The 17,489-nt window shown below is 50.6% G+C and carries 11 protein-coding genes; 6 read left to right on the forward strand and 5 right to left on the reverse strand.

Translation table 11 applies throughout. The features are described from left to right. Positions 1 to 81 precede the first annotated feature (81 nt). From H1A11_RS13380 to H1A11_RS13400, 5 genes are all read left to right on the forward strand, one after another. Positions 82 to 2,568 (forward strand): GH36-type glycosyl hydrolase domain-containing protein, encoded by a 2,487-nt coding sequence (locus H1A11_RS13380; protein ID WP_119961452.1) that lies wholly within the window; start codon positions 82 to 84, stop codon positions 2,566 to 2,568. 18 nt (positions 2,569 to 2,586) lie between these two features. Continuing rightward, positions 2,587 to 3,591: an aldo/keto reductase gene (locus H1A11_RS13385; RefSeq protein ID WP_117966147.1), complete on the forward strand. Its 1,005-nt coding sequence runs from the start codon at positions 2,587 to 2,589 to the stop codon at positions 3,589 to 3,591. 6 nt (positions 3,592 to 3,597) lie between these two features. Next, the gene (locus tag H1A11_RS13390; protein ID WP_181757331.1) at positions 3,598 to 5,613 is read left to right on the forward strand and encodes a glycoside hydrolase family 97 protein; all 2,016 of its coding nucleotides are present in this window, start codon (positions 3,598 to 3,600) and stop codon (positions 5,611 to 5,613) included. 190 nt (positions 5,614 to 5,803) lie between these two features. Then, positions 5,804 to 6,442 (forward strand): DUF4136 domain-containing protein, encoded by a 639-nt coding sequence (locus tag H1A11_RS13395; RefSeq protein ID WP_005834796.1) that lies wholly within the window; start codon positions 5,804 to 5,806, stop codon positions 6,440 to 6,442. Between the two features lie 123 nt (positions 6,443 to 6,565). Continuing rightward, complete coding sequence (locus H1A11_RS13400; protein ID WP_005834794.1) at positions 6,566 to 7,195, forward strand: outer membrane beta-barrel protein; 630 nt, start codon at positions 6,566 to 6,568, stop codon at positions 7,193 to 7,195. 107 nt (positions 7,196 to 7,302) lie between these two features. On the opposite strand, the gene H1A11_RS13405 is transcribed toward H1A11_RS13400, so the two are convergent. Genes H1A11_RS13405 through H1A11_RS13420 form a run of 4 tightly spaced genes read right to left on the reverse strand, consistent with a single transcriptional unit; the run spans position 7,303 to position 15,094 of the window. After that, a complete protein-coding gene (locus tag H1A11_RS13405) occupies positions 7,303 to 10,347 on the reverse strand; it encodes a glycoside hydrolase family 3 N-terminal domain-containing protein (protein ID WP_181757332.1) in 3,045 nt (1,014 codons plus the stop codon). Between the two features lie 20 nt (positions 10,348 to 10,367). Further along, positions 10,368 to 13,382 carry a glycoside hydrolase family 3 N-terminal domain-containing protein gene (locus tag H1A11_RS13410; protein ID WP_181757333.1) on the reverse strand — a complete coding sequence of 1,005 codons (3,015 nt, stop codon included), beginning with the start codon at positions 13,380 to 13,382 and terminating at the stop codon, positions 10,368 to 10,370. 1 nt (position 13,383) lies between these two features. Continuing rightward, positions 13,384 to 14,301, reverse strand: a complete 918-nt coding sequence (locus H1A11_RS13415; protein WP_057281336.1) for a bifunctional UDP-sugar hydrolase/5'-nucleotidase — start codon at positions 14,299 to 14,301, stop codon at positions 13,384 to 13,386. Positions 14,302 to 14,323: 22 nt separating this feature from the next. Continuing rightward, the gene (locus H1A11_RS13420) at positions 14,324 to 15,094 is read right to left on the reverse strand and encodes a 5'-nucleotidase C-terminal domain-containing protein (RefSeq protein WP_181757334.1); all 771 of its coding nucleotides are present in this window, start codon (positions 15,092 to 15,094) and stop codon (positions 14,324 to 14,326) included. Positions 15,095 to 15,353: 259 nt separating this feature from the next. On the opposite strand from H1A11_RS13420, the gene rplS reads away from it, so the two are divergent. Next, positions 15,354 to 15,707 carry a 50S ribosomal protein L19 gene (gene rplS / locus H1A11_RS13425; RefSeq protein ID WP_004292313.1) on the forward strand — a complete coding sequence of 118 codons (354 nt, stop codon included), beginning with the start codon at positions 15,354 to 15,356 and terminating at the stop codon, positions 15,705 to 15,707. Between the two features lie 755 nt (positions 15,708 to 16,462). Here the strand turns inward: rplS and H1A11_RS13430 are convergent. Continuing rightward, entirely contained in the window at positions 16,463 to 17,443 is a 981-nt protein-coding gene (locus tag H1A11_RS13430; protein ID WP_117601221.1) for an ROK family protein, read from the reverse strand. Positions 17,444 to 17,489: the final 46 nt, after the last annotated feature.

A 17,489-nucleotide genomic window follows, 5' to 3' on the forward strand; every position in this document is an offset into this window, starting at 1 on the left:
TAAATTTGAAGCGTGCTTCCGGGAAAATGGCCGGGTGCCACAACTAACGAAGAATGTATCAAACTAAATACAAGAAATAATATGAAAGACAAAAGATTCGGATATTTCGATGACGACAACCGCGAATACGTCATTACCGACCCCAAAACACCTTGGCCATGGATTAACTACCTGGGCAATGAAGACTTCTTCTCACTCATCTCCAATACCGCCGGAGGCTATTCCTTCTACAAGGACGCCAAGTTCCGCCGCATCACCCGCTACCGCTACAACAACGTGCCGATGGACAACGGGGGACGCTACTTCTACATCAACGAAGGCGGCAACGTATGGTCTCCCACCTGGAAGCCCTGCAAGACCGCACTCGACAGCTACGAATGCCGCCACGGCATGAGCTACACCCGCATCACCGGAGCCAAAGACGGCATCGAAGCCAGCCTGCTCTTCTTCGTCCCACTGAAGACCTGGGGAGAGGTGCAGAAGCTGACCTTGCGGAATACTTCTGCCAAAGTGAGAAAACTCAAACTGTTCTCTTTTGCCGAATGGTGCTTGTGGAATGCCGCTACGGACATGGAGAACTTCCAGCGTAACTTCTCCACGGGAGAGGTGGAAGTGGACGGGTCCGTCATCTACCACAAGACAGAATACAAGGAACGCCGCAATCACTACGCCTTCTACAGTGTCAATACACCCGTAGACGGTTTCGATACTGACCGCGAAACATTTGTGGGACTCTACAACGAGTTTGCCGACCCGGAACGGGTAGTAGAAGGCAGACCGGGCAACAGCATTGCCCACGGTTGGAGCCCCATCGCCTCACACTATCTGGAAGTAGAGCTGCAACCCGGCGAAAACCGCGACTTCATCTTCCTGCTGGGCTATGTGGAAAACAAGCAGGAGGCAAAGTTCGAGGAGCATGAAGCATCTCAGCATAAAGCATTCAAGCAGAGCGTACCCTCTTCACCTATTATAAATAAGGTAAAGGCTAAGGCGATGATTTCGGCCTTCGACACTACCGCCAAAGTAGATGCTGCCTTTGCCGAACTGAAAGCCTACTGGGACCGCCTGCTGGACATCTACGTCGTGAAGACCGACGAAGAAAAGCTGGATCGCATGGTGAACATCTGGAACCAGTATCAGTGCATGATTACCTTCAACATGTCCCGTTCCGCCTCTTTCTTCGAGAGCGGCATCGGTCGTGGAATGGGTTTCCGCGACTCCAACCAGGACCTCGTGGGCTTCGTGCATCAGATACCGGAACGAGCCCGCGAACGAATCATCGACATAGCCTCCACGCAATTCCCCGACGGAGGATGCTACCACCAATACCAACCGCTGACCAAACGCGGCAACAACGACATCGGCGGCGGCTTCAACGACGACCCCATGTGGCTTATCTTCGGTACGGTGGCCTACATCAAGGAATCGGGAGACTTCAGCATCCTGGACGAGCCTGTTCCCTTCGACAACAAGGAGGGTTCGGAGGTTTCTCTGTTCGAGCACCTGCGCGTTTCCTTCAACCATGTCATCGAGAACCTCGGTCCCCACATGTTGCCCCTCATCGGCCGTGCCGACTGGAACGACTGCCTGAACCTGAACTGCTTCTCCTGGGACCCGAATGAATCCTTCCAGACCACGGAAAACCAGACGGAAGGCAGCCAGGCAGAATCGCTGATGATTGCCGGCTTGTTCGTTGTATGCGGACGCGACTATGTGGAACTATGCCGCCGCCTGGGTAAATACGACGAAGCAAACAGAGCGCAAACCTATATAGACAATATGGTGGAAGCCGTGAAAAAACATGGCTGGGACGGTGACTGGTATCTGCGCGCCTACGATTACTTCGGCCACAAGGTAGGCTCCAAAGAGAACGAAGAAGGACAAATCTTCATCGAATCGCAAGGCTGGTGCACCATGGCAGGCATCGGACTGGAAGAAGGCATGGTAAAAAAAGCGCTGGACTCCGTAAAGGAACGCCTGGACTGCGAGCACGGTATTGTACTCAACAATCCGCCCTTCACCCGCTACGTTGTGGAGTATGGAGAAATCTCCACCTATCCCGCCGGCTACAAGGAGAATGCGGGTATCTTCTGCCACAACAACCCGTGGGTCATCATCGGAGAAACCGTACTGGGACGGGGTGACCGTTCCTGGGAGTATTTCCGCAAGATATGCCCGTCGTACACCGAAGAGCACAGTGCCCTGCATAAAGTAGAACCTTACGTATGCTGCCAGATGGTGGCCGGCAAGGACGCCGCCCGCCCCGGTGAAGGCAAGAACAGCTGGCTGACGGGAACGGCTGCCTGGATGTGGTATGCCATCACGCAATTCATACTCGGCATCAAGCCTTCGTATGAAGGTCTGGAAATCAATCCTTGTATCCCGTCAGACTGGAAAGGCTTCAACGTGAAGCGCAAGTTCCGCGGAGCGGAATATCATATTACCGTGAAGAATCCCGATGGTGTGTGCAAAGGCATCAAGTCCGTCACGGTAGACGGCAAGCCGGTAGAAGGCAATGTAGTGAAGCATCTGCCGGGCACGCATACAGTAGAAGTAATAATGGGATAACCCACAAAATACAATATCATGATAAACCCTATTTATTCTCCAACGCCCGAACGCTATGACAACGGCATGAAATTCCGCCGTTGCGGGCAAAGCGGCATCCTGCTGCCAGAAATATCGCTCGGATTGTGGCACAACTTCGGCGACGTGAACACATTTGCCAATTCCCAGGCCATGGCGCACTATGCCTTCGACCGTGGAATCACGCATTTCGACCTCGCCAACAATTACGGTCCTTCCTACGGTTCCGCCGAAGAGACTTTCGGAATGATTATGAAGAAATCCTTCATGCCCTATCGGGACGAACTATTCATCTCCACCAAGGCCGGACACGACATGTGGCCCGGCCCCTACGGGGAGTGGGGCTCACGCAAGTACCTGATGAGCAGCCTCAACCAAAGTCTGAAACGGATGAACCTGGAGTATGTGGACATCTTCTACTCCCACCGCTACGACCCAGATACTCCGCTTGAAGAGACCCTGCAAGCACTGGTTGATATCGTACGGCAAGGCAAAGCACTCTATGTAGGAATCTCCAAATATCCCAAAGAGGCGGCCGAGTTTGCCTACAAATACCTGGAAGAACGGGATGTACACTGCCTGCTCTATCAAGGCAGATACAATCTCTTCAACCGCGAACCGGAAGAAGAAGGTATCCTGCAGCAAGCCAAAGGGAACGGAACCGGCTTCATCGCCTTCTCCCCGCTGGCGCAGGGCCTGCTGACCAACCGCTACCTGAATGGTATTCCCGAAGATTCGCGCATGGCAAAGGGGGCTTTCCTGAAGAAAGAAGCACTGACCGACGAGACGCTGCAAAAAATCAAGGCACTCAACGAAGTTGCTGCCTCACGCGGGCAAACCCTTGCCGAAATGTCACTTGCCTGGCTGTTGAAGGACGACCTGGTGACAAGCGTCATCATCGGAGCGAGCTCCGTTACCCAACTGGCAGATAACCTGAAAGCGACTGAAAATACAGACTTCTCTGCCGAGGAACTGGAGAAGATAAAGAAAATCATTCAAAAATAAATCAACATGAAAAGCCTCCTTATTCAAACCTTTTGTTTATTATTCCTTTGCTTGGGCACAGTCCGTGCACAGCAATACCAACTTGCATCACCCAACGGAAAACTATCCGTTACGGTAGATGCCGGAGAAGCCCTCACCTGGCAGATAGCACACGACGGAACCACGGTGCTGCAACCCTCTGCCATCGCCCTGCAAGGCAGAGATGAAAAATCAGCCAAGAAAGTAATAACTTTCGGTAAAAATGTAAAAGTAATCCGTGCAGAACGCAAGTCTGTGGAGTCCTCCTTCCCCACTCCCCTCTATAAAAAAGCAAGTGTGAAGGATGTCTACAACCAGCTGACACTGAAATGCCGCGGAGACTACAGTGTACAGTTCCGCGCATACGATGACGGCGCTGCCTATCGCTTCATTTCCGAACAGAACAAGCCGTTTATCGTCCTCAACGAAACAGCGGACTTCAATTTCGACAAGGATTACCAGGCATTTGTACCTTACATAAACGACAACCGCAATGGTGAGCGCTATTGCTTCTCATTCGAGTCTTACTACGACGAAGCCCCGTTGTCCAAAATGCACACCGACTCACTCTCCATCACCCCACTGATGGTTTGCCTGGACGGAGGAAAGAAAGCCGTTATCATGGAAGCCGGATTGGAAAACTATCCCGGCATGTTCCTCACTGTAAATCCCCAGACACGTCAAGGAGTGCAGGCAGCATTTGCCCCCTATCCGCTGGAGGAAATAATCGGCGGACACAACCGGCTGAACCTGATACCGACAAAACGTGCAGACTACATCGCCCGTTGTGCCAAGCAGGAGTTCCCCTGGCGTGTGGTGCTCGTCACCGAAAAGGACACGCAGCTTGCCGACAATGACATGGCACAGCGTCTTGCCCCCGCCTGCCGCATCAAAGACATTTCCTGGATTAAACCCGGCAAAGTGGCTTGGGACTGGTGGAACACCTGCAACCTGACTGGCGTAGACTTCAAAGCCGGCATGAACACCCCGACTTATAAGGCATTCATCGACTTTGCCGCCGACAACAACCTGGAATATATCATCATCGATGACGGATGGAGCGGAAACGAATCCTTATTGAAAGACCTGAATCCGGATATCGATTTAAAGGAACTGGTAGCCTACGGAAACCAGAAGGGCGTCGGCATCATTCTCTGGGCAAGCTGGCGAAATTCTGCCAAAGATACGGAAGCCACATTCAGCCACTATGCACAGATGGGTATCAAAGGCTTCAAGATAGACTTCTTCGACCGTGACGACCAGCCACTGGTACAGTCTGTAGAACGCATTGTAGCCTGCGCCGCCGAGCACCGCCTGGTATTGGACCTGCATGGCCTCAAGCCATACGGTATACAGCGCACCTATCCCAACGTCCTGAACTTTGAAGGTGTAAAGGGATTGGAGAACGCCAAATGGGAACCGATAGTGAACGGAGCCCCCCTCCACAACTTCCCACGCTATGACGTGACTGCTCCCTACCTGCGTATGCTTATAGGCCCGATGGACTACACACCGGGAGCCACAATGAACGCAACCCGCGAAACCTTCCGTGCCGTCAACGACCATCCAATGAGCCAGGGTACGCGCGTCCACCAGATGGCGATGTACACCCTCTTCGAAGCCCCGCTGCAAATGCTTGCCGACAGCCCCAGCAAATATATGAAGGAGCAGGAATGCACGGACTTCATTGCCAAAGTGCCTACCGTTTTCGACGAGACCGTGGCACTGGACGGTGAAGTAGGCGAATACCTTACACTGGCACGCCGCAAGGGAGATGTCTGGTACATCGCCTCCATGACCGACTGGACACCACGCGACTGTACCATCGACCTTTCCTTCCTCGGAGAAGGAAGTTACGAAGCCGAAATCTTTTCCGACGGCATCAATGCCGACCGGAAAGCAACCGACTACAAGAAAGAAGTACGCACCGTGACCTCGGGGGACAAGCTGAACATACACATGGCACCCGGAGGAGGATGGACAGCACGGATATGGAAAAGATGATAGGGTGATAAAGTAATGACATGATAAGTGCAATAGGGTGACAGTTACGTTAAAAGTGCTGTCACCCTATTCCTTTATCACTTTTAACATACCTCTACGTGAACCTTTTATATCCTATCTTGTTTTTTCTCACAAAGCCTAAGGTACCATAGGGCAGGAATTTATATTAAACCTAAACAATTATAAAAGTATGAAGAAATTTATTCCCCTATTATTAGCGGTCTTTGCAGTGACGCTTGCATCTTGCGAAAAAGACCCTGACATGGATAAGCTGGACAATAATTATCTGGTTTATACCAACTATGACAAGAAGGCGGATTTCAAAACCTTCGAAACTTATTACTTGCCGGACAGCATTCTGGTCATTGGTGATAAGGAAAACGCCGAATACTGGAAAGATGAGAATGCCCAGGAAATTCTCAGCGCTTATGTTGCTAACATGAACAGCCGCGGCTACATCCGTGTGGATGACCGGGAAGAAGCCGACCTTGGCTTGCAGGTAAGCTATGTCAGAAGTACCTATTACTTCACCGACTACGGACGTCCCGAATGGTGGTGGAACTATCCTGGCTACTGGGATGCTCCTTACTGGGGCAACTGGGGTGGATGGTATTATCCCTATGCCGTGAACTATTCCTACAGCACCGGTTCCTTTATCAGCGAATTGTTGAATCTGGAGGCGCCGCAAGGCCAGAGCGAGAAACTTCCTGTTCTGTGGACCAGCTATATGAGCGGCTTGCTGAGTGGTTCTACTTCTGTCAATACCAAACTTGCCGTGCAAGGTGTAAACCAAGCTTTCACTCAATCAACTTACCTGACTAACAAGTAGTGACAAGCTACGAGCTATAAGTGACAAATGACGGGTTACCCAATATTAAGGTAACAAGAATAATACGGCAGCATCCTTTCCGGACTGGGAAGTTGCCATTGAACCAAAAAACAAGAACAAAGTATGAAAACAATAAAATATCTTTCCTTGAGAGTATTTGCGGTTGCCGCTCTTGCTCTCGTCTTCGCCCTACCGACGAAGGCACAGATGACCGATAACGGTTATGCCAATATCGACTGGCAATATAACTTTCCCCTCAGCAACAACTTCGCCGACAAATCAAGCGGCTGGGGTATGAATTTTGAAGGCGGTTACTTCCTGACAGACAATTTTGCATTGGGAGCTTTCTTGAACTACCATAGCAACCATGAGTATTTCGGTCGCCAGACACTTCCCGTAGGCGAAGGCGGCAGTCTGAATACCGACCAGCAGCACACTGCATTCCAGTTGCCTTTCGGTCTGGCCTCCCGCTATGTATGGAACCGTGGAGGTGCATTCCAGCCGTATGCCGGTGTAAAACTGGGTGCTGAATATGCACAGTTGAAGTCAACTTTCAACGTATTCGAAGCCAACAAGGATACATGGGGTTTCTATGTATCTCCTGAAATTGGTTTCAATGTGTATCCTTGGGCTTATGGACCGGGCTTGCATTTCGCAGCCTATTACAGCTACGGTACGAACAAAGGTGACCTCTTTACGTACAGCGTAGACGGTTTGAGCAATTTCGGTCTGCGCGTAGGTATTGCGTTCTGATAAGACACACACTTAAAGCTTAACAGATAGAATTTAATTGTTTCAAAATTGAAGAAGAAAAGAGCCTTTCCTGCGTGAGCAAGGGAGGCTCTTTTTAATTCTACCAGTTATTTTTTTCCTCCCAGCATCGCCTTATATACAGCTTCCTGAATCCTCGTCCTTATATCCAGCCTCATCAACTTGTTATTCCACACATCCGGATAGGTGCGGTTGCTCAAAAAGACATAAACCAAGCCGTTCTCCGGGTCTGTCCAGGCGCAAGTACCCGTGAAACCGGTATGACCGTAGACAGAAGCAGGGGCAGACTCTGCGCAGGGACTCTTCTGGGGATTACGCCGGTCGGGCTTATCAAATCCCAGCCCCCGACGGCTTATCCTTGAGACGGTGGTAGTAAATACCCTGCAGGTCTCCTTGCTCAAATAACGCTTACCGTCCAGTTCACCCCCATTCAGCAATATCTGATAGACTTTTGCCACTTCTCCGGCAGTGGAGAACAGCCCGGCATTACCGGAAACGCCGCCCTGAAAAGCTGCAGATTCATCATGTACAAATCCTTGCAAGGTAGTCTTACGCAAGAAAGGATCTGTTGATGAAGGTACAATATCTTCCTTCTTCAAGAAGCGCAGAGGAAGATACCCCGTACGCTCCAATCCCATCGGAGTATAGAATTCCTTGGCCAGATATTCGTCCATAGACATGCCGGTGCGCGCCTCGACCAACTGCTGCAACAAGATAAAGCCCACACAACTATAACGGTAACGTTTATCTCTAAGCGGAGTATCCACAATCTTCTGCAAGTACTCTTGCTTGAAGGAACGGTTCAGCCAAAGGCTGTCGGACACTTGCATCGTATATTCCGGTGTCTGCACCTTCGACATCAGTCCCTGACGGAAGCGGAACTTAGGGTTCGCCCAAGTCTGCCGTCCGATGCGTGCGGAATGCCGGGCATCGGGACGTGCCTTGAACAAAGTGCCGGTGTAGCTCTCTTCATCAATCGCTTCCTGATAGAATAGCAAGGTAGAAGGTAGACCGGATTCATGCATCAGCAGTTCGCGTACCGTAATATTCTTCTTGTCCGTATCCTGTAGGAAAGGCAGATAATCCGACACCCGGTCTGTAAGATTGAGGCGTCCGCCATCGTACAACTTCATCACAGCAAGCAGCGTGGCTGTGGTCTTTGTCAGCGAAGCGATGTCGTATACATCCGTCTTCTTTACGGGAAGCGCCTTGCTTCCGGCCTCGTTCCAGACGTGGGTACCGAAAGCTTTATTATACATCTCCCTACCATCCTTCAGCACCACCACCTGGCAGCCGGGGTAAGCCCCTTCACGAATGCCTTCTTCAGCTATCTTGTCTATTTCAGCCAGCAGACGGGAATTCATACCATGCTCTTCGGGTACAAAGCGGGGGGCGCTTTGAGGAGTCAGCGTCACTCCCGCACCGGCAGCAAACCGACTACCGATACTGGCAGACAAGCGTCCCTCTGAACAAGCGCTGCCATAAACAATCCGGGCAACCTGCCGCTGTACCTCCTCGTTGGAGGAGTGTGCCAAAATCACCGCTTCAGCAGCAGCGTCCCCTTGTTTTATCTGCAATACCTGCTTGCCAGGAATAAAGAACAGATAAACCACCGGTACGTCAGGAGCGAACTTTGCAAAGAAATTCTGATAGGGCGTCAAACGGTGTTCGGTGACACAGACCAGAATACGTTTGTACTTGGCCAGCGCATTCCTCAAACGGTTCCCGTCAGCCTCCGGCAGATTCTTGCCCAAATGGAACTCCACAGGACGGGTATACTGCGACAGTTCCTTGAGGAACGGCCGGATTTCCTGCGCTTCTCCCACATTGAGCACGGCAACTTCACCGATGGAAGGGTCCAGCGGAAGTACCTCGTCCCGGTTATCCAGCACAGTGATGGCTGCCAAGTTCAGCCGGCGCATCAAATCACGCGTTTTCGGAGTATTGATGCGGGTCCCCAAACCTGAAAGCTGTACATGGGGTTTCTTTTCCAACCCAAGGGCATATTTATATTTCAGTACTTTACGGCATTTCGCCTCTATCTCTTTCTCTGTCAGCTCCCCTTTTTTCACAGCGGCAAGCACAGCCTCCACTTCTTCCTTAATACGCCGGGGGACAAGCAGCAAATCATTGCCGGCTTTCAGCGCCTGCAAACAGATGCTTTCATTACCCGATACCCCTTTCATGGCAAGGGCATCCGTAAAGACAAGCCCCTGAAAGCCGAGGTCATTCACCAACAGACCGGAAACTACCTTACGCGAAAGCGAAGACGGGAGCCCCTTTTGCGGCTCTATGGCAGGCACCTCCAAGTGCCCCACCATCATTCCTCCCAATCCGGCACGAATAGCTTTTCTGAAAGGATAAAGCTCTATACTGTCCAGACGGGCACGGGTAAAAGGCAGCACAGGCAACGCCTTATGAGAATCAACATCCGTATCCCCATGCCCCGGAAAGTGCTTGCTGACAGAAAGTACACCACCATCCTCCAACCCTTTGGAGTAGGCAACAACCTTGTTCGCCACATTGAACGGACTTTCACCGAAGGAACGGGTATTGATAACCGGATTCTTGGGATTGATATTCACATCCGCTACGGGAGCAAAATTCACTTGCACCCCCAGTTCACGGCATTGGCGGGCCACTTCGCGCCCATATTCATAAATCAGTGTATCGTTCTGTATGCAGCCCAGCACCATGTTTCGCGGAAAGTTCGGAGTACCGCGGAGGCGCATAGCCAGTCCCCATTCACCGTCAAAGGTAATCATCAGCGGAACTTCTGCCATCCGCTGCGCCTCATTGGTCAACATCACCTGGTTCTGCATCAATCCGCCGGAGAATAACAGACCGCCTACCTTATAGTCCTCCACCACCTTACGCAGCAGTTCCTTGTTGGCCTTGTCCTGCTGGGGGGCAATCGTATAGATGAACAGTTGTCCGATGCGTTCTTTCAGAGTCAGACGCTGCATGACGGAATCCACCCACTGCCTGCACCGCACGTCACTGTTCAAGAGACGTACAAGCGAAGGGTCGTTCGGCGGCACCGGAGTAAACGGCATCGGGCCAAGCTGCGCTTTCAGAAGCGGACAAAGACAACACAATATAGTGATATAGGCAAGCAGGTATATTCTCTTCATTCCTTATAGATAGATTGTTTTTAGGGGATTTGCGGAATAATACTTTTATAAATCAATTCCTGGATATCTCTTCTTATATTCATGTCACCCAGTTTCGTGTTCCATACATTGGGGCACAAGCGGTTGCTGAGGAATACATACACTGTCTTGTTTTCCGGGTCCACCCAAGCACAAGTACCGGTAAATCCGGTATGTCCATATACCGCTTCCGGAGCGGAAGGAGCACAAGGGCTGCGCTTCACAATGGATACATCCGGCTTGTCGAATCCCAGACCGCGACGGCTGATGGCAGATTTCTCCGTCGTAAACAAACGGCAGGTTGCCTCACTCAAGAAACGCTTGCCATTGAATTCACCGCCGTTCAGCAACATTTGATAAACCTTTGCCACCTCTTCGGCCGTAGAGAAAAGTCCTGCATTACCGGACACCCCACCCATGCAGGCAGCAGTCTCGTCATGCACATATCCGCATATATCCTGGCGACGCAGGAAGTCATTGGATGCCGTGGGCATGATTTCCGCTTTGGCGAACTTCGTCAAAGGCAGAAACATAGTACGTTGCAATCCCATCGGGGCATAGAACTCACGGGCAAGGTACAAATCCATCGGCAGCTCCGTCACCTTCTCCACTACCTGCTGCAACAGCACGAAGCCAAGGTCGCTGTAAACATAACGTTTGCCGTCCAACTCGCACTTGGCTATCCGCTGAAGGATAGAATTCTTGAAACTCTTGTTCAGCCACATGCCATCTGCCATGTGCAGGGTATAGGCCGGTGTATTCTTGTCGGACACCATTCCTTTGCGGAACTTAAAATCGGAACAATAATAGCTATGCTCGCTTACCTGCGTACGATGCCACTCGTCCACCCAACTCTGGGAGTACGGGCCGTGTACCGAATTCGGGTCTATGATGTCCAGGTAGAAGCGGATATAGGGAGGAAGCCCCGATTCGTGGAACAAAAGTTCGCGGATGGTAATGTTCCGCTTGTTGCCATTGCGCAAGAAGGGCAGATAAGCGGAAACCTTGTCATCCAGTTTTATCTTGCCCTCATCATACAGTTTCATGACGGCAAGTAACGTAGCCGTAGTCTTGGTCAGCGAAGCCAAATCAAAAAGGTCCGAAGAACGGACAGTAGTGGTATCCTTATCAGAGTGGGTTCCGAAGCCTTTGTCATATACCGGCAGTCCGTCTTTCCACACCAGCACGCGGCAACCGGGATAAGCTCCCGCTTCCAGTCCCTTTCGGGCAACGGCATCGATACTTTGCAGCACATACGACTTCATGCCGTAATCTTCCGGAACAGTCTTCCCCGGTTTCATGCCCGGCTCAATCATACAGCCCGTTCCCGCCGGAAACAGTTTACCGATACTCATCGACATTCTGCCACTGGCAGGCTTTTTGGCAAAAAGAACATCAGCCACGTATTGCTGCAAATCCGTCTCTGCTGAATGTGCCAGCACCACAGCGCTGGATTTGGTAAGTGCCGGCATCAGAGGTTGCAATGTACGGTAAGAGGTAAAAAAAGTATAGACCAGCGGAGCACGCAGGTTCAAGCCTTCCAGAAAGGCCACATCACGGTCGCTGACATAAGCCGAACCGGTAATGCTGATAACCACGCGACGGAAAGCAGCCAACTGCCCCTGCACTTCCTGCCAGAGAGCCTCATCGGCATTCCAAGGCAAGTGGAAATGGCTGATGCCTGCATTCTTTTTCATAGCTTCCACAAAGGGAGCATCCGCCTCCTTCTCTCCGATGCTGAGCACGGCAATATCACCTTCCACCGGTGCCAGCGGGAGGACATCGAAATAATTGTTCAATACAGTCACTGCCGAACGGCGCAACTTGGCAGCCAACGCCTGCGCTTCCTCCGTATTGATGCGATAGCTCATTCCGCTGACCCGAAGTTGCGGCTGGCGGTTTCTCAAACCAAGCATATACTTGTACATCAATACCTTGCGGCACTTGGCATCAAGTTCGTCCTTACTCAGTTGTCCCGACTCCACTGCATCTACCAGCTCCTGCACCGCATTCTTCGTATTGAACTGTACCAGCACCATATCATTTCCCGCCAGCAGCGCTTTGGTAGTTACCTGCGGAATGGCAGACACACCCTTCATGTCCAAGGCATCGGTAAACACCAGCCCTTTAAAGCCGAGTTCATCCTTCAACAACCCGGTCACCACATTCCGCGACAAGGAAGAAGGAGTCACCCCGTCCGGGTCCAGCGCCTGCACTTGCAGATGGCCTACCATGACACCCCCCAATCCGGCACGTACCATTTCCTTGAAGGGATAAAGTTCCACACTGTCCAGGCGTGCACGGTCGTAGTGCAAGGCGGGAAGCGCCTTATGAGAATCCACATCCGTGTCGCCATGCCCGGGGAAATGCTTGCAAACGGAAAGTATGCCCCCGCTTTCGAGCCCACGGCTGTATGCCACCACCTTTTCTGCCACCCGCTGCGGGTTCTCGCCAAAGGAGCGTACGTGTATCACCGGGTTCAGCGGATTCGTATTGACATCCGCATCGGGTGCAAAATTGACGTGTACCCCCAATTCGCGGAACTGGCGGGCCACCTCACGTCCATATTCTTCAATCAAGCCATTGTCCTCGATACATCCCAAGGCGGCATTACGGGGATAGTCCGGAGCGCCTTTCAGCCTCATTGACAGTCCCCACTCTCCATCGAAAGTAACCATAACGGGAATCTTGGCATCCTTCCGGGCCATATTGGTCAAGATAGCCTGCTCTTCCGGAGTACCTTCGGAAAACAGCAAGCCACCGACCTTGTATTTCTTTACCAGCTCGCGCATCTGCTTTTTCGTGGCCTTGTCTGCTCTGGCCGGAATGGTGGCAACGATGAGCTGCCCCACTTTTTCGTGTACATTCAGGCCTGACAACACGGAGTCCACCCATTGCCGGCACCGGTTGTCTGCAGCCGAAGGAAGAAACGGGCCTCCGGTCTGGGCATGAAGTGAAGATAATCCCAATATAAACAATCCTGCAACCCATAAAAGGAGGGTGAGTCTTTTCATCATGCTATTTTTCAGTTAAAGTAAGTACCATTTCTCCTACGTAGATGCCACTCTTTCCGGTGTGCAGCACGGGAACGCTCTTGCCGTCCGCATTCAGATAAACGGCAGGCTTTTCCATAAAAGTATGCGAATGTCCTCCCAAAATGACATCAATGCCACGCGTCTTGCCTACCAGGTTCTCGTCGGAAGCGCCTTCGGGATTTGCACTGCGGATACCCAAATGAGACATGCAAATCACAACCTCGCAATTCTCCTTCTCCCTGAGAAGGTCTGTCATTTCCTGGGCCACCTTTATCGGGTCGTTGTAGACAATGCCTACGCATTTATCTGCCTGCACCAGCCCTTCCATCTTAGGGGCCAGGCCGAAGATACCGATTTTCACCCCTTCGCGCACCAAGGTGATATAAGGCTTCACCAGTCCTTCGAGTACCGTACCCGTCACGTCATAATTGGAACAGACCACGGGGAAATCCGCCATACGGAACAATTCCGCCATATTCTCAAGTCCGAAATCAAATTCATGATTACCTATCGTCATGGCATCATAACCCATGAGATTCATCATCTTGACCTCCAGCTCGCCTTTGAAAAAGTTGTAATAAGGGGTGCCTTGCGAGATGTCTCCGCAATCCAGCAGCAGCATATCCGGATGCTTGCCGCGAAACTGCTTTACAAAACCGGCACGGCGCACCACACCGCCCATCCCGGCATACTCGTCGGCAGCCTCGGCACTGATGGGTTCTATACGGCTGTGCATATCGCTGGTATGCAGGATAAACAGTTGTTTTCCGGATTGGCCGGACGATACAGAATCGGTGGACACCAGGCAAAGGGGTTCTTCAGTAATGACACGCTCCTCTTGTTGTGCCGATGCGGGGAGCATGAAAAGCAGCAGGGCTGCCAAGGAATATATATGTTTCATAGAACTTCTGTTTTTTTAATGCTTACTCTTTAACGACCACTCTTCCCTCCATGCGCGAAGTCACCTTCTTGCCGGCTGCCGTCTGCTTCTCCACATACTTCATGAACAGACCGCGCAGTGTAGCCCCATCCGGGCACTCCCTTTTATCCGCCTGCAGGAAAGCCGTCATTCCATCGTTTCCATCAGCCAGATAATCAATCGTGGCAACCGTATAGTCACGGTCATCCTCCACCGGCTTGCCGGCAATGGAAGCCTGGAGCAGCTTGCCATCCTTGCTGATTTCCAACTGTATACCACTCACCCCTTCACCAAGTCTCACCGCAATGTTTTCAAACAAGTACTTCATGGCAGAGCCTTTCATCGTCAGCACACAGAGCGAATTCTCAAAAGGCAATATCTCATAGATGTTTTCGGTAGTGATGTCTCCTTCCGTCAGGGAGTTCCGGATTCCACCGATATTGATTAGCCCCATATCGGCCGGTTTGCCCAGCACTTCCACCGCAGCCTCACGCAGTACATCTGCAATCAGATTGGATAAAAGGCTTTCGGGCCGGAATCTGTCCATCGACATTTCTGCGGTTCCCACCACATGATACATAACGCTGTCCATCCGGGCCTTGTAAGGCGCCAGCAGAGCCACGGCTTCGGCATCCGGCTCGGCATCCCAGACAGAGTTCATGGGAATTCTGCCTCCCTCTACCTTGGTCACTTCGTAGGAAGAATGGCAGGAAACCAATAGAAGCGCAACCGCCAACACTGCCCCCGCAAGGAGACTGAAAGTTTGTTTCTTCATATTCATTTAGTTTTAAATTGCTACAAATATACTTTTCTTTTGCGACTGAGCCACACAATTAACCGATTATTTGGACTTGCGTTTAGCAGAATGAAACGCTCAAAAATCATCCCAACTGGCGAAAAAAAGCTTGAAGCACTTGTGTATCTGGCAAATAATTCGTTCCTTTGCACCGCTTTCGCGCAATCGCTGTCAGGACACCAAGAGAGAAGCCTGGTATGTTGCGTTGTAACGATGAAACAATTTAATAATAAAAACAATGGATTTAATTAAAATTGCAGAAGAAGCATTTGCTACCGGAAAACAGCACCCGAGCTTCAAGGCAGGTGACACTGTAACAGTAGCATATCGTATTGTCGAGGGTAACAAGGAACGTGTACAGCTGTACCGTGGTGTTGTTATCAAGATTGCCGGACATGGAGACAAGAAACGTTTTACAGTACGTAAGATGTCAGGAACCATAGGCGTAGAACGTATTTTCCCGATTGAATCACCGGCTATCGACAGCATCGAAGTGAACAAGGTGGGTAAAGTTCGTCGCGCTAAACTGTACTACCTGCGCGCTCTTACCGGTAAGAAAGCAAGAATCAAAGAAAAAAGAGTTAACGGTTAATCCCGGACTCCTATTTCGAAATAAAAAAGGGAAGTTGACAATGTCAGTTTCCCTTTTTTAGTAATATACACAGTATGCATACACCATGCAATACTCTACTCCTACGACCTCATTCCAAACACTGTAAGCCTGCGCTCCTTTCCTTTCACATAAGCCTTTCTTCTTGCTGATACGTTAGTTTATCAGCGCCCAACGGCCGTAAGGCGCTCTGCTAACGACCGTCAACAAAGCGCTTTATGGCCGTTAGACGAGCGCCTCACGGCCGTTAAACAGCTGTCATAGGCATAGCTTTTCCATACTGAATACCTATCTTATCCACACCGAAAGCCTGGCTTCCACCTATTATCGCACGGGCTTTTACAAAGTTAATACCGTGTTTGCAGGAAACCAATAGCTTGTTTACACGATATTGGCAAATTGCTCCATATCCTATTAATTTATTGTACTACAATATATTAATAGATTATTTGGTGTAAATTTAAGGTGGAAGCAACTTTTGCTTCCACCTTTTCAAGTTGCTTCCACAGCATCCGCAACCCCGATGAATAAAGGGATACAGAGAATGGGTGGAAGTGTGGAAGCAACTTGTGACATAACTTTATTGCTGAGGAATATGTGCCACCAAAGAAAAAAGGTGTGTCGAAACTCTCCTAAACTAAAAATCACCCTCGCCACAGGTAGTTGTAGCGAGGGTGATTTCGAGAAAAGGGGAGTTTTGACACATCCCCCTCCTTTATCAGTTTCCCTGATATCGATTACTTGGTATCTCTCAGCTCCCAGCCCAATGCACTGGCACCCAGCACAGCGGCATCAGAGTCCTTCAACTCGGAAGCCAGCAACTTAGTCTTGCCTTTGTAGATATTCAATACATTGTCATCAATGGCTTTCTGGATAGGCTTGAAGATATAGTCGCCCGCTTTTGCCAGACCACCGAACAGTACGATAGCTTCCGGGCTGGAGAAAGCAATGAAATCAGCCAAAGCCTCACCCAAGATAGTTCCGGTAAACTCAAAGATGTCTTGAGCAATCTTGTCGCCCTTCACAGCTGCATCATACACATCCTTGGAAGTAATGTTTTCTGCTGGAATGTCGCGCAACAAGCTTGGCTCGGTACTCTTGGTCAGGAACTCACGGGCAGAACGTGCCACACCCGTAGCCGAGCAGTAAGTTTCCAGACAACCGTGACGTCCGCATCCGCAGAGACGACCGTTTTCACGACGGATAATAGTATGTCCCAACTCTCCGGCAAAACCGTCATGGCCATATACCATCTGACCGTTAATAACGATACCGCTACCTACACCGGTGCCCAGCGTAATCATGATAAAGTCTTTCATACCGCGAGCCGCACCGTAAGTCATTTCACCGATACCGGCAGCATTGGCGTCGTTTGTCAAAGCGGTAGGGATACCCAGACGCTCCTCAAACATGGCAGCCAAAGGAATTACGCCCTTCCAAGGAAGATTCGGGGCAAACTCAATGGTACCGCTGTAATAGTTTCCGTTAGGAGCGCCGATACCGATACCTTTTATCTTGTCTACACCGCCATTGGCAATAATGAGCGGCAACAGATTCTTGCAAACTTCGTCTACATAATCATTGACGTCTTCATAAGCTCCGGTTTTGATGGAACTGCTTGCAATAATAGTTCCGCGTGCGTCTACAATACCAAAGACGGTGTTCGTTCCGCCTATGTCAATGCCCACTACATAGGGCTTTTCCATGTTTGAATTCATGATACTACGTTTGTTTAAAGGGTTAGTTAATCATATTCATGGTTAC

This window comes from Bacteroides sp. CACC 737, assembly GCF_013874375.1.
Classification (GTDB): Bacteria; Bacteroidota; Bacteroidia; order Bacteroidales; family Bacteroidaceae; genus Bacteroides; species Bacteroides uniformis.